The sequence below is a fragment of the Actinoplanes utahensis genome, from assembly GCF_016862455.1.
Taxonomy (GTDB): domain Bacteria; phylum Actinomycetota; class Actinomycetes; order Mycobacteriales; family Micromonosporaceae; genus Actinoplanes; species Actinoplanes utahensis.
Genome location: NZ_BOMZ01000042.1, coordinates 84548 through 97166 on the forward strand (window position 1 = coordinate 84548; position 12619 = coordinate 97166).

The window sequence follows — 12619 nt, forward strand, 5'->3', positions numbered from 1 at the left end:
CTCCCCGGCACTGGGTTACTGACCGGTATCCTGCCACGGCCCGGCCAAGATCGGACCCATGAAAGACCTGTCCGCCTGCCGGACATGTACGAAGGTGGACCCCGTGAACATCGACTCGCGCCGGGCGCGATTCGAGACCCTGGCGCCGGCGGTGATCGACGCCGTACGCCGCTATCTGGCCCGGCGCACCGATCCGGCGACCGCCGACGACGTGCTCTCCGAGACGCTGCTGATCTGCTGGCGGCGTCTCGACGAGATGCCGGAGGAACATCTGCCCTGGGCGTACGGGGTGGCCCGCAACTGCCTCGCCAACGCCGAACGCGGTCACCGCCGCCAGTTCCGCCTGCTCTCCCGGATCTCCCGCCTCGACCCGCCGCGGGCCGTGGTGGACGGCCCGGTCCCGCCGGAGGAGGACCTGTTGAAGGACCTGCGGGCGGAGGACGCCGAGTTGCTGCGGCTGTGGGCATGGGAGGACCTGACCCCGGCCGCGATCGCCGTGGTCCTCGGCATCACCCCGAACGCGGCGTCGATCCGGCTGCACCGGGCCAAGGAGAAACTGCGAAAGCATCTGACCGCTTCCGGACATGAGGGTGCGACAGAGAGGAGCCGGCCGTGACCGACGACGACGATCTGCGGGCGCGCCTGCGCCGGGCCGACCCGGCGGCGGCGCTGGAACCGGCCGCTCCGGAGCAGGTCTCACGCCTCGTGGAGGAAACCATGTCCCGCACACACACCCGCCGGTGGGCGCTGCCCGTCGCCGCGGCCCTGGTCCTGGTCGCCGCGGGCACGGCGTGGGCGATGACCCGGCCGTCCGAACCGGCGCCCGTCGTGAAGACGACGCAGGCGCTCGAGGCCGAGCTCACCGCGAGCGGCGTCAGCGCCAAATGCCGCGAACCCGAGGCCGGCCGCTTGTCCGAGATCTCGGACTTCGCCTTCGAGGGAACGGTCACCCGCATCGACGGGGGCACGGTCCACCTCGACGTCACCGAACTCTTCCGCGGCGATCGTCGGACCACCAGCGCCCGGGTGGCCCAGACCGGGGAGACGTCCGAGCAGATGCTCGGCAGCGGCACGTTCGAGCAGGGCAAGAAGTACCTGGTCGCCTCGACGAAGGGCACCGTACTGATCTGCGGTTACAGCGGTGAGGCCGACGCGGTCGGGCTGCGGGAGCTCTACGAGGCGGCCTTCTGAACCGGCGCGTCGACGACCGGATGACGCAGGCCCGGGTGATCCGCCGGCAGGGTGCGGCGGATCACCCACCAGCTCACCGCCAGACACCCCGCCACCAGCGGCCCGCTCAGCACGACCCGTGCGGTGCCCAGCGCCGCCATCTGCCCCGCCTGGTAGAGCGGCAGGAACACGGCCACCCGGATCACGTACTGCGCGACCCACACCCAACTGCCCCGCGAGTACGCCTTGAGCAGCGCCGGATCGCGCCGCCACCGCGTCCGCTGGCCGAGCACGGTGCCGACCACGAGGCCGAGCAGCGGCCACCGGATCACGATGCTGATGATCCAGGCGAGCGCGCTGGCGCCGTTGCTGAGCAACTGGAGCAGGAAGAAGTTCTCCGCCTTGCCGGTGACGAGCGCGATCAGGGCCGCCACACACACCACGAACAGGCCGATCAGCACGGCCCGCGGCTTGTCGCCCTTGCGCAGCCGCCACACCGACAGGCCGATCGCGACGATCACCGCGGCGATCGAACCGGCCCAGATCGACTCGGCGAACGCGAGCCAGCCGGCCACGAACCCGATCGCCGGCAAGGACGCGTCCACCGCGGCCCGCCGCCCGTTGAGCAACTCCGCCAGCGATTCCGGTTGCGCCATCTCCACCCGCCCCCTGATGAGGTTAGGGCAGCCTAACAGGTCAACGTCAACACCATGATTTCGTACGGGCCACCCACGTCCCGTGGCAATCCCCGCGACGTGGGCGACGGTTACGGCCGCAGCGCCCGCTGCGGGCCGGATGCGGTGGCGCCGGCTACCCCTTCGGCCGGCAGAACCCTAGCGGGACCGCTCCGCGTCGATGGTCGTGTCGTCACCGTGGCCGGTGTGCACCACGGTCGACCCCGGCAGGGCGAACAGCTTCTCCCGGATCGACGCGACGATCAGATCCGCGTCCGAGTAGGAACGGCCGGTCGCGCCGGGACCGCCGTTGAACAGCGTGTCGCCGGTGAACACGCAGCCCAGGTCGGGGGCGTGCAGGCAGACCGCGCCCGGGGCGTGGCCGGGCGTGTGCAGCACCTCCAGGGCCGAACCGGCCACCTCGATCCGGGCGCCGTCGGCGAGGTCGATGTTCCACCACACGTCCGAGCCATGGGTGAGCTCCCACAGCGGCCACTCGGCCGGGTGCAGCAGGATCGGGGCGCCGGTCCGCTCCCGCAGGTCGGGCGCCACCCGGACGTGATCGTCGTGGGCGTGGGTGCAGACGATCGCCATCAGCCGGCGCTCACCGACCACCGCCAGGATCGCGTCCACGTCGTGCGGGGCGTCGATCACCACGCACTCCTCGTCGTCCCCCACCACCCAGATGTTGTTGTCGACATCGAAAGTCTGACCGTCCAGGCTGAAGGTGCCCGCGACGACACCGTGATCCACTCGCAGCATTCCCCGGATTCTCCGGCAAAAGTCCGGCAACCGCTAAACACTTCTCCCCATCGGAGCGTCTTCCGGGCATGACATTCGAGGAATTCGTGGGGGCACGGCTGCACGCCCTGCTGCGGTACGCGACCGTACTGACCTGCGATCCACATCAAGCCGACGACATCGTCGGGGAGGTGATGGTCCGGGCGTCCGCGCGGTGGCGGCGGATCGCCGCCACGGATCAGCCCGAGGCGTACGTCAAACGCATGGTCCTGAACGAGTTCCTCTCGGTCCGCCGCCGCTGGGGGCGGGTCGTGCCGATGACCCACGAGCAGCTCGATCACCGGGCCGGCACGGTGGACCCGCACGAGGCCCGCACCGACCGCGACGACCTGATCCGCCGGATCGCCGCCCTGCCGCCCCGGCAGCGCGCGGTGATCGTGCTGCGCTACTTCGAGGGTCACACCCACGAGGAGATCGCCGACCTGCTGGGCTGCCGCCCCGGGACGGTCCGCGCCCACGCGTCCACCGCCCTCGCCCGCCTCCGCCTGGAAGCCGCCACGCTGGGAGAAGCCCGATGAACGAGCTCCACGACGCCCTGCTCACCATCGCCGGCCGGGCGCACGACCCGGCCCCGCTGGCCACCCGGATCATGACCCGGTCCCGGAACCAGCGGCAGCGCCGGAGTCTGCTGGTCGCGGCCGCCGCGGCCGGGACCGCGGCCGCCGGCGGGATCGCCGCCTGGCCCCGCCGGCCCGCTCCGCCGGCGCCCCCGGCCACGACGGCCGGCCTGCCCTCGAGCCCGGCACCGTCGCTGTCCCCGTCACCGTCCGCGGGCCCGGCCGCCGCCCGGGCCACGATGCTCTACCGGCCGACCTGGATGCCCACCGGGTACGCCGAGACCAGCCGTGTCGCGACCGTGCCGGGCACCGGGCCGGTCGCGCAGACCCGCTCGTGGTTGCGCGGTTCGGACGAGGAGCACCCGATCCATCTCTTCCTCGGCGCCCGCACCGCGGACAGCGTGACGGGGATGAAGCCCGGCACGCTCGGTGGCCGGAAGGCCTGGCTCAACCCGGACGGCGCCAACCCGCACCAGGTGTCGGTGGAGGTCGGCGACGGCCTGATCCTCAACGTGTCGGTGCACCAGGAGAAGGACCGGGTGGAGATCGCCCGGCACGTCGCCGCCTCGATCCGGCCGGACGGGCAGTCGGCCGTCGCGGTGTCGCTGTCGTTCGGATGGCTGCCGGAGAACTGCGGCGGCCCCCTCCAGGTCGACGTCAACGGCACCGGCCGCGCCTACGACCAGGCGTTGCGCCGCCGCGAGACCGGCGGCGAGGACCGGGACGCCGTCGAAGCGCTGCTGACGTCGCTGACATGGCCGGATCGGGACGCCGAGAAGGTCACCCTGCGGGGGCGGCCGGGGCTGCTGTGGGCGTACGAGGAGGCGCCCTGCTCCTCGGACAGCCCGGCCGGCAGCGCGACCTCGTGCGGGTTCCGGGTCCCGAACGCGGTCGTCGACCTGGGCGGCCGGCGGCTGCACGTCCGGCTCATGCCGTGGGCGTCGAAACGCCGCGAGGACCTGATCCGCGTGGTCGACGAGATCCGGATCGGCCCGGCCCCCGACGTCTCCTGGCTCCCCCGCTGACCCCACCCCCGAGCCGTGTGGAGTCCGGCCGCCCTACGCGCCGTGACTCCACACGCGGGATACCGGGTCAGCCGCCGTAATACCGGTGGCGCCGTGAGCGGTAGCCCGGGCGGCGGCTGCCGGCGATCCGCCAGGTCACCAGCCCACCCGCGAGCAGGCCACCGACCAGCGCGGCGATGATCAGCGGCATGTTCCCGCCGGCCAGCTGGGTCTGATCATTGGCGGACAGCACCTGGGCCGGAGCCGACGCCTTGGCGTCCACCGCCTTACCGGCCGCCGACGGGGCGGGCACGGTCGGCAGGGCGGCGAAGTCGACGATGCCGCTGCTCTCCAGCAGCGTCATGTGCGTCATGACGAACTGGTTCGCCTGCTGGGCCAGCTTGCGGACCGTGTCGTTGCGGGTACCGGACCGGATCGACGCGATCGCCGGGAAGATCTTGCCGTGTGCCGCCCGCAGCCGGTCGATGTAGATGGCGTCGAACTCCTCGCCCTGCGCCGCCTCCATCTCGTCGAGCCAGCCCTGCTGGTCGCTGTTCGGCTCGTTCGGCAGGCTGATCTTCAGCTTCTTCGCGGCGTTGCGGGTCAGCTCGTCGAGCGCCCGGTGCTGGTCGGCGATGCTGCTGCCGATCTGCTTGATCCGTGCCGTGGTGGTCTTCTCCTGCGCCATCTCGCCGGCCGGGATCTCCCACAGCCCGGCCAGCCGGACCTTGACGACGAAGTCCTTGTCGGCGGCCGAGAGCGCGCCCGCGCCCCGATCGGTCAGCAGGCCCTCGGGCGGCACCGGCACGTCCGGAGCGGCCAGACTCTTCTCCGGAACCAGCAGGACCAGCACGGCGGCGAACAGTGCCGTGCTGCACAGACGGCGCCACGCGGACGGGGAACCGGCAGATGCCACGCGAACCTCCATGACTCAAGCAACACGCCGCCGGAACGATCATTGAACGCCGTCGACACGTGCGGGACGCCTGGAGATACGCAGGTCCGACCGGAACGGATCACCTCTGTCACCCGAAATCTGGAAGATCGTTACGCGGCGGACTCCCGGGCGCCGGGGCGTGGGCCCGGCCCGGCCACCGTCGGCGAGATCACCGGGGCGTGGCCGGCGCTCGCGTCCACATCGACACATCGCTGCTGGTCGCCGCGATCAGGGTGTCCCCGGACGGGGAGAATCCGGCGGCCCGCAGCTCGGTCACCCCGGCGTGGAAGACGTGCCACCAGGTCTCACCGTGGTCCCCGCGCCAGGGGCCGAAGCCGGTCGCCAACAGCACCCGGCTCTTCGGCCAGTCCGGGGTGACCACGTCGACCACCCAGCCGCCGGGCGCCACCCGGTGCAGGCCGCCGCCGAGCAGTCCGGCCATCCGCACCCGCGTCCCGGCGAGCGCGCCGATCCCGGCACAGGTCAGATCGTCGTCGGCCGGCCAAGCGAGTTCATTGTCGTAGTCCCGGGCCAGCCGCTCCCCGGTGACCGTGTCGAACAGCCCGAGCCCGCTGTGCGACGCCGCCAGCAGCAGATCCCGGCCGGTCCCCGGATGCACGCCGAACCCGGCCCCGATCAGCCCGCCCACCGCGATCGGCCGGCCGGCCCGCCGCCACGGCTCCGGCGGCGCCACCACCGGCGCGGCCAGGAACTGCGGCCACGGCCCGCTCTGCGATTCCCCGAGATCCTCCGGCACGCGCGCCACTCTGCCGGAGCCGGCCCGCGGCATCCTCCCGCTGTCCCATCCAGCGGGAAGCCGGGCGGGACAGCAGCGGGAAGCCGGGCGGGACAGCAGCGCGACGGCGAGCGGAACAGCGAAGCGAAACCGAGCAGAACAGCGACACCGGGCGGGACAGCGGCGGGCCGGATGTCAGTCGACGTCGACGATCTCCCGGCCCAGTGGCCAGAACGCCATCGGGACCAGCTTGAAGTTGGCGATGCCGAACGGGATGCCGATGATCGTCACGCACTGGGCGATCCCGGCGAGCAGGTGGGTCAGGGCGATCCACCAGCCGAACAGCACGACCCACAGCACGTTGGCGATCGCGGACGGCGCGCCCGCGCCGGGCCGGGTCACCACGGTGCGGCCGAACGGCCACAGCGAGTAGACGGCCAGCCGCAGCGACGCCACCCCGAACGGGATGGTGACGATCAGGAGGAAGCAGACGAGGGCGGCCAATCCATACCCCAGGGCGAGGACGAAACCGCTGCCGAAGATGAACCACAGGATGTTGAGAATCAATCTCACCGCTCCAGCATGACTCGGGCCCGCCACCGCCGTACCACCTCACGCGTTGATCAGGTGTGCACGCGGCGCTGATCGCCCTTCTCCTGGGCCTGCCCGCGGCCGTTCCCACACCGCCGGAGGTGGCCCGTTACGGTTTCGACGGCGAACGGCCCTGGGCCGACTCCTCCGGCAACGGCCATCACCTGACCCCGTTCGGCGGCAACCAGGGCCGTCCCCGGCGTGTCCCGCACGGCGCCGGGAAGGCCGTCCAGTTCCCCGCGCCGTGCTCGCGCGAGCCATGCCGCCGTCTGATCCTGCGCGTCCTCAGCCGGGCGGGCCTGAACCCGGGCGCTAGCCCGTTCAGTTACGGCGCGACCGTGCGCCTGGCCGCGCGGGACACCAGCGACGGCCAGAACGTGCTGCAGAAGGGCTTCGCCGCCGAGGGCAGCCAGTACAAACTCCAGATCGACGGCCGGGCCGGTCAGCCCAGTTGCGTCCTGGTCGGCGAGGCGGCCCGCACCATCCACCTGGCGATCTCCGACATCGGTGTCGCCGACGGCCGGTGGCACCGCGTCGAATGCCGCCGGGAGCAGCACGCTCTCACCGTCCTGGTGGACGGCACGGCGCGTACCCGCACTCCCGTCCCGCCGGCCCTGCGCATCGACAACAACGAGTCCCTGAACATCGGCGGCAAGAGCGCGTTCGCCCACAACGACCAGTTCCACGGCGCGGTCGACGACGTCTGGATCAGAAAACCCTGACCCGGTACGGGGCGCGCGCCGTCTCACGAAGCGACGCGATGTTATGTAACGTCCGTAGACCGCTCGGACGGGGACACCTAGGTTGCCTAAGTCAGTGCATGTTTACTTCTGCTTCCGGGGATCTGATGACGCAAACCCTCGCCGAGCCGGTCAAGAGCGGCGGGAGGCACGCGAACACCACGCTCGTCGTGCCGTTCCTGTCCCTGGGCGGTCTCGCCTTCGCCGTGCTGCAGTCGCTCGTCGCGCCGGCGTTCCCGACGATCGCCCGCGAGTTCGGTGTCGACACCGGGCAGATCAGCTGGATCCCGACCGCCTACCTGCTGTCCGCCTCGGTCCTCACCCCGATCCCGGGACGCCTCGGCGACATGATCGGCAGACGGCGGGTGCTGATCCCCGTCCTCGCGGTCCTCGCCGCACTGCTGGTCCCCGGCACCCGCCGCCGCCCCTGACGCCTGGTGATGTGCGGCGCACCGCCCCACCACACATCACCACACCCGGCCCGCAACCCCAGCGTGGCGATGTACGGCGAGACGACCTGCCGCACGTCACCACGCCCAGCCCGCAACCCCAGCGTGGTGACGTGCGGTCAGACGGCCCGCCGCACATCACCACGCTGGGGTCAGCGCGGCTTGAGCAGGGCCTCGACCAGGTCGCGGAGCGGTGGCACGAAGTCCGCCTCGGTGGCGGACGCGAGCGGCTCCATCCCGGCCTTGGTCCGCAGCAGCGCGATCCCGGCGGCGGCTGCCAGCACGACCTGGGCGCGCAGCAGCATGTCCTGGTCGCCGGGCGCCGCACCGGCCGCCGCGGCGAGCCGCTCGCTGTAGGAGTGCAGCAACCCGAGCCGGATCCGGTCGGCGGCCTCGTCGCCGGAGGAACGGAGCAGGAGCACCAGGTGGTACGGCACACCCCTGCTGCACGGGCCGGCGATCTGGCGGGCGATGGCCTCCGGCGTCCGGTTCAGCGGGGTGTCGTCACCGGCGGTGCGCCGCATCTCGTCGACGCTGCTGGTCAGGCAGGCCTCGAACAGGCCTTCCTTGCTCTTGAAGTACCGGCTGATCAGGGCGACGTTGACACCCGCGTCGTCGGCGATGTCGCGGACCGTGGTGGCCGCGTAGCCGTCCCGGGTGAAGCGCTGGATCGCCGAGTCCAGCAGGAGCTGCCGGGTCTTCGCGGCATCCCGGCGCCGCGGCGGCGTCTCCGTCTCCCCAGTTGTCACCAGCCGTCCTTCCACTCGATCGTGCCAGCTTATCCAGCGTATTGATGTGACGTAAACGGCTGTTGACCGACATGCCGTACGCCGGTACGGTTTTGAAGTCAACATCTGTTTACCAGCGTTCGGGCACGTGCATGACGACATTCGTGGAAGAGCCTCCCCCCACCCGCCGCAAGGTGGGCAGGGCCGCCGCCGCCGCCGTCGTCACCGCCGTCCTCGGCGCCGAGCTGATCCTCGGCTGGCGCTCGCTGGCCGACGCCCTGACGCAGCTGCGCGCGCCGCACCTCGGCTGGCTGGGCGCCGCGCTGCTCGCCGGCACCGCCGCCATGCAGTCCTACGCCCGGATGCAGCGCCGCCTGCTGCGCTCCGCCGGCGTACGCGTGCCACTGCTCCGGCACGTCGCCCTCGCCTACGCCGCCCATTCGCTCAGCGTCACCCTGCCCGGCGGCCCCGCCTTCGCCACCGCGCTGAACTATCGCCAGATGCGCCGATTCGGCGCCTCCCCCGCGGTCGCGTCCTGGTGCATCGCCCTTTCCGGCATCCTCTCCGCCGCCGCCCTCGCCGCGATCACCGCGTTCAGCACGATCACCGCCAACGGCGCCCCCGACTGGCACACCTTCCTCGCCCTGGCCGTCGCCGTCCTGATCGCCGTCCTCGGCGCCCGCCGCCTCGGCGATCTCACCGCGGTCACCCGCCCCGTGCTGCAATTGATCAACCGGCTCCGCCGCCGCCCCGCCGACCACGGCCAGGACCGCGTCCAGGGCTTCCTCGACCAGCTTCGCGCCGCCCGCCTCACCCCCGGCAACGGCGCCGCCGCGGTCGCCTTCGCCCTGCTGAACTGGCTCTTCGACGCCGCCTGCCTGTGGCTGTGCTGCATGGCCGTCGGCGGCGGCACGATCAGCGCCGGCCAACTGCTGCTCGCCTTCTGCGCGGGCATGGCCGCCGGCTCCATCACCATCGTCCCGGGCGGCCTGGGCATCATCGACGGCGCCCTGATCCTGGGCCTGATCGCCGGTGGCATCCCCACCGACGTCGCCATCGCGGTCGTCGTCCTCTACCGCCTGATCACCCTGGGCTTCATCATCGGCCTGGGCTGGCTCTCCTATCTGGCCATCCGCCGCCGCACCCGCGCCGCCCACCCCTGACCCCCGACCCGGAACATCCACCGCACGGTCGCGGCACCCGCACGCGGCGGCGGCCAGCCTGCGCGGCAAATGCAAGGGCAAGGGCAAGGGCAAGGTGGGGACGGGGGCGGCACGAGCGGCACGAGCGGCACGAGCGGCACGAGCGGCACGAGCGGAGGCGACCGAGGTGCAGGCGGTACGGGCGCGGGCGTCGCCGGTCAGCTTGCGGCGAGGGCGCGGGCGGCGCGGCCGAGGGTTTCGATCAGCGCCGGGACCGGGCGGCCGTCGGTGACCGTCCAGTGCTGCAGCTGCTCGGCGGAGAGCATGGCCAGCAGAGCCTCCGCGCGTACCCGGGGATCGGGTGTGCCCGCGGCCTCCATCAGGACCTCCACATGGCGACGCCAGAACGGGTAGACCGGTTTGGCGAGACGGCCGCCGGGGGTGCCCGTCTCCGACAGCAGGACCAGGTCCAGGGAACGGACCGTGTGCTCCACGTAGGCGGCCACGAACGCGGTCAGCCGCTCCAGGCCGGGCGCGCCGGGACCGAGGGGTGCGGGCCCGTACATCAATCGCTCGTGCAGTTGACGTCCCCGCTCGTCGAGCAGGGCCGCGGCCAGGCCGGCCTTGTCGGTGAACCGCCGGTAGAGGGTCCCCTTGCCGACGCCGGCGGCGGTGGCGACGTCGTCCATGTTGAGTCCGGCGATGCCGTGTTCGGCGTGCAGGCGGGCGGCCGCGTCGAGGATGCGCAAGCGGTTGCGGGCGGCGTCGGCGCGTTCCGGCGCGGGCTGCCCCAGGACCGGCAGGGAGCCCCGTGCCGGCGCCTCCCGGGCCGGCCGCTTTCCGGCCGACGGCTTGCTCTCCCCCGACGCCCTTGCCGAAGCGGACTCGAGTCCGTTACTGTTCTCCACAAGCGGACTTTAGTCCGTTTGGCCTGTGGCCGCTACTCGGCCACCCCGATTCACCAGGAGTTCCTCATGAACGTGCTCGTTCTCGGCGCCACCGGCTACATCGGCTCCACCGTCGTCGCCAAGCTGGCCACCGCCGGTCACCGGGTCACCGCGGTGTCCCGGTCCGCCCCGGCCACCGACCTGCCGGGCGTCACCCCGGTGCGCGGCGACCTGCTCGATCCGGACGCCGTCGCCGCGCTCGTCACCGGCGACATCGACGCCGTCGTGCACACCGCCGCCCCGCAGGGCGAGGCCGACCTGCCGGTCGTCGGCGCGCTCACCCGGGCGCTCGCGGGCAGCGGCCGCCCACTGGTGTGGACCAGCGGCGTGTGGGTCCTGGGCGAGACCGGCGACGGCCCGGCCGACGAGACCTCCCCGGCCGCTCCGATCGCGATCGTCGCCGCGCGGCCGGCCGCCGAGTCCCTGGTGCTCGCCGCCGCCGATCAGGGCGTGCGCGCCGTCGTCCTGCGGCCCGGCGTCGTCCACGGCGGCGGCGCGGGAATCCCGGCGATGCTCGCCGGCTGGGCACGGGAGCTCGGTCACGGGCGCTGGGTCGGCGGCCCGGCGGCGAGCCCGCGCTGGCCGCTCGTGCACGTCGACGACCTGGCCGACCTCTACGTGCTGGCGGTGACCGGCGCCGCGTCCGGATCGATCCTGCACGGTGTCGCCGAGCCCGGCGTGCACACCGAGGACCTCGCGATCGCCGCGGCGCGCGGGGCCGGCGCCGCACCGGTCGCGCACGCCTGGCCCGAGGCGGAAGCCGCCGCCGAGCTGGGAGCGCCCTTCGCCGAGGCTCTCGTCCTGGACCAGGTGGTCGGCGCCGAGCGGTCCTTGGCGCTCGGCTGGAAGCCCAGCGGCCCCACCGCCGCCGAGGACCTGGCCACCGGTTCCTACGTCACGGCTTGACCGGAGACGCCCGGTCGGCGAGAAGACGGGGCCGGCGACCGCGGGGAGGGATCAGGCGAAGTCCCGGTATTTGATCTTGGCGCGCCTGCCGTCCCCGTGGTGCCAGACGATTCCTTCGATCGTCGGGTGGGCGAGGAGCCAGGTTCGGAGGCCGTCGAGATCACGCGGGACGTCGAGGTGCTCGGCGTCGGCGTGGGCGATGAGCGCGTGGCCGCGTACCCCCTCGGGATTGCCGTTGATCTTCTCGCCGACGAGTTCGTAGGTGCCGGGCTTCCGGGTCTGTGGCGACGCGGCGAGGGCCTCGGCGTGGTAACGCGCGTACGCCGACTGGGCGATCGGCTCCCACCCCATGGTCTTGCCGGTGTTCTCGTCGGTGACGACCGCGCGGTAGCCCGGCGGGGTGGCCCGGCCGGGGCGGACCTCGCGCCGCGCCCACCAGGCGCCGTCGTCGTCGAGCAGCACGCAGGTGCCGTCGTATTTGCGGGTGGCGACCCCCTCGCCGTCGAGCACCCACTGGCATACGGGGTCGGCCTCGGGCAGCACGTGCCGACGGTCGTCCGGGTCGCGCTGGAACAGCGTGGGGATCTTCTGCATGAACGCCATCTTCGCAGGGAGACAAAACGGATTTCAGTTTCCGTTCATCTACGTCCGTCGATAATGTGCGGCATGCGAACCCTCCGTGCTCTCGTCGTCACCCTCGCCGCCACCGTGGTCACCGGTGCCGCCGCCACCCCGGCGCAGGCCGCCGCCCTGCCGTCCTACGAGACCTGGATCACCGACGTCACCACGGTCACCGACCAGGCCTCCGATTACCTCGACGACCGGCTGCCGGCCGGCGGCGCCCGGGCCGCGATCGTGCTCGACATCGACAACACCGCTCTGCAGAGCAAGTATCGGCCGTACGCCGCCACCCCCTCGGTGCTCGCCCTGGCCCGTCAGGCCCGCGCCGACGGGGCCGCGGTCTTCTTCGTCACCGCCCGCCCGGAGATCATCGAGGCGGCCACCGAGGCCAACCTGAGCATCGTCGGGTACCAGTGGACCGACCTCTACACCCGGCCCACCTTCAACTTCGAGGACAACCAGACCTTGAAGACCAAGGCGCGCATCGCCATCGAGCGCCGCGGCTACACGATCGTCGCGAACATCGGCAACAGCGCCACCGACCTGGGCGGCGGGCACGCCGAGCGCACCTTCAAGCTGCCCGACTACGGCGGACAGCTGGACTGATCTATATCGT

17 protein-coding genes are annotated in these 12619 nt (G+C 72.3%); 9 read left to right on the forward strand and 8 right to left on the reverse strand.

What is annotated here, in order from left to right:
* Positions 1-103 precede the first annotated feature (103 nt).
* Both Aut01nite_RS15620 and Aut01nite_RS15625 read left to right on the forward strand, forming a co-directional pair.
* Complete coding sequence (locus Aut01nite_RS15620; RefSeq protein WP_043532149.1) at positions 104-616, forward strand: RNA polymerase sigma factor; 513 nt, start codon at positions 104-106, stop codon at positions 614-616.
* Positions 613-1191, forward strand: a complete 579-nt coding sequence (locus Aut01nite_RS15625; protein WP_043531957.1) for a hypothetical protein — start codon at positions 613-615, stop codon at positions 1189-1191. The genes Aut01nite_RS15620 and Aut01nite_RS15625 overlap by 4 nt, the downstream gene beginning before the upstream one ends.
* Here Aut01nite_RS15625 and Aut01nite_RS15630 read toward each other — a convergent pair.
* The gene (locus tag Aut01nite_RS15630; protein ID WP_043532151.1) at positions 1173-1826 is read right to left on the reverse strand and encodes a DUF3159 domain-containing protein; all 654 of its coding nucleotides are present in this window, start codon (positions 1824-1826) and stop codon (positions 1173-1175) included. The two genes, Aut01nite_RS15625 and Aut01nite_RS15630, sit on opposite strands and share 19 nt — an antisense overlap.
* A 177-nt stretch (positions 1827-2003) precedes the next feature.
* Positions 2004-2606, reverse strand: a complete 603-nt coding sequence (locus tag Aut01nite_RS15635) for an MBL fold metallo-hydrolase (RefSeq protein ID WP_043531961.1) — start codon at positions 2604-2606, stop codon at positions 2004-2006.
* Positions 2607-2674: 68 nt separating this feature from the next.
* On the opposite strand from Aut01nite_RS15635, the gene Aut01nite_RS15640 reads away from it, so the two are divergent.
* Complete coding sequence (locus Aut01nite_RS15640; RefSeq protein WP_043531963.1) at positions 2675-3163, forward strand: SigE family RNA polymerase sigma factor; 489 nt, start codon at positions 2675-2677, stop codon at positions 3161-3163.
* Positions 3160-4227, forward strand: coding sequence for a hypothetical protein (locus tag Aut01nite_RS15645; protein ID WP_043531965.1), 1068 nt, complete (start codon positions 3160-3162; stop codon positions 4225-4227). The genes Aut01nite_RS15640 and Aut01nite_RS15645 overlap by 4 nt, the downstream gene beginning before the upstream one ends.
* A gap of 67 nt (positions 4228-4294) precedes the next feature.
* Here Aut01nite_RS15645 and Aut01nite_RS15650 read toward each other — a convergent pair whose 3' ends face one another.
* The 3 genes from Aut01nite_RS15650 to Aut01nite_RS15660 all read right to left on the reverse strand — a co-directional run bounded on the left by Aut01nite_RS15650 (position 4295) and on the right by Aut01nite_RS15660 (position 6452).
* Positions 4295-5122, reverse strand: coding sequence for a DUF4142 domain-containing protein (locus Aut01nite_RS15650; RefSeq protein WP_236643116.1), 828 nt, complete (start codon positions 5120-5122; stop codon positions 4295-4297).
* Between the two features lie 190 nt (positions 5123-5312).
* The gene (locus Aut01nite_RS15655; RefSeq protein WP_043532154.1) at positions 5313-5900 is read right to left on the reverse strand and encodes a hypothetical protein; all 588 of its coding nucleotides are present in this window, start codon (positions 5898-5900) and stop codon (positions 5313-5315) included.
* Between the two features lie 174 nt (positions 5901-6074).
* A complete protein-coding gene (locus tag Aut01nite_RS15660; protein WP_236643117.1) occupies positions 6075-6452 on the reverse strand; it encodes a YccF domain-containing protein in 378 nt (125 codons plus the stop codon).
* A gap of 56 nt (positions 6453-6508) precedes the next feature.
* On the opposite strand from Aut01nite_RS15660, the gene Aut01nite_RS15665 reads away from it, so the two are divergent.
* Both Aut01nite_RS15665 and Aut01nite_RS15670 read left to right on the forward strand, forming a co-directional pair.
* Positions 6509-7192, forward strand: a complete 684-nt coding sequence (locus tag Aut01nite_RS15665; RefSeq protein WP_052164470.1) for a LamG-like jellyroll fold domain-containing protein — start codon at positions 6509-6511, stop codon at positions 7190-7192.
* A gap of 125 nt (positions 7193-7317) precedes the next feature.
* A complete protein-coding gene (locus Aut01nite_RS15670; protein ID WP_043531969.1) occupies positions 7318-7641 on the forward strand; it encodes an MFS transporter in 324 nt (107 codons plus the stop codon).
* 170 nt (positions 7642-7811) lie between these two features.
* Here the strand turns inward: Aut01nite_RS15670 and Aut01nite_RS15675 are convergent, their stop codons facing one another.
* Complete coding sequence (locus tag Aut01nite_RS15675) at positions 7812-8408, reverse strand: TetR/AcrR family transcriptional regulator (RefSeq protein ID WP_043532158.1); 597 nt, start codon at positions 8406-8408, stop codon at positions 7812-7814.
* 143 nt (positions 8409-8551) lie between these two features.
* On the opposite strand from Aut01nite_RS15675, the gene Aut01nite_RS15680 reads away from it, so the two are divergent.
* Positions 8552-9550, forward strand: coding sequence for a lysylphosphatidylglycerol synthase transmembrane domain-containing protein (locus tag Aut01nite_RS15680; protein WP_236643118.1), 999 nt, complete (start codon positions 8552-8554; stop codon positions 9548-9550).
* Between the two features lie 197 nt (positions 9551-9747).
* Here the strand turns inward: Aut01nite_RS15680 and Aut01nite_RS15685 are convergent, their stop codons facing one another.
* Positions 9748-10437, reverse strand: a complete 690-nt coding sequence (locus Aut01nite_RS15685) for a TetR/AcrR family transcriptional regulator (protein WP_052164471.1) — start codon at positions 10435-10437, stop codon at positions 9748-9750.
* 66 nt (positions 10438-10503) lie between these two features.
* Here Aut01nite_RS15685 and Aut01nite_RS15690 point away from each other — a divergent pair, with 66 nt between their 5' ends.
* Entirely contained in the window at positions 10504-11382 is an 879-nt protein-coding gene (locus Aut01nite_RS15690) for an NAD-dependent epimerase/dehydratase family protein (RefSeq protein ID WP_043531975.1), read from the forward strand.
* A gap of 51 nt (positions 11383-11433) precedes the next feature.
* On the opposite strand, the gene Aut01nite_RS15695 is transcribed toward Aut01nite_RS15690, so the two are convergent.
* The gene (locus tag Aut01nite_RS15695) at positions 11434-11976 is read right to left on the reverse strand and encodes a DUF5565 family protein (protein WP_043531976.1); all 543 of its coding nucleotides are present in this window, start codon (positions 11974-11976) and stop codon (positions 11434-11436) included.
* A gap of 72 nt (positions 11977-12048) precedes the next feature.
* Between Aut01nite_RS15695 and Aut01nite_RS15700 the strand changes: the two genes are divergently transcribed.
* On the forward strand, positions 12049-12609 hold the full coding sequence (locus Aut01nite_RS15700) for an HAD family acid phosphatase (RefSeq protein ID WP_152629072.1): 561 nt from the start codon (positions 12049-12051) through the stop codon (positions 12607-12609).
* The last annotated feature ends 10 nt before the right edge of the window (positions 12610-12619 follow it).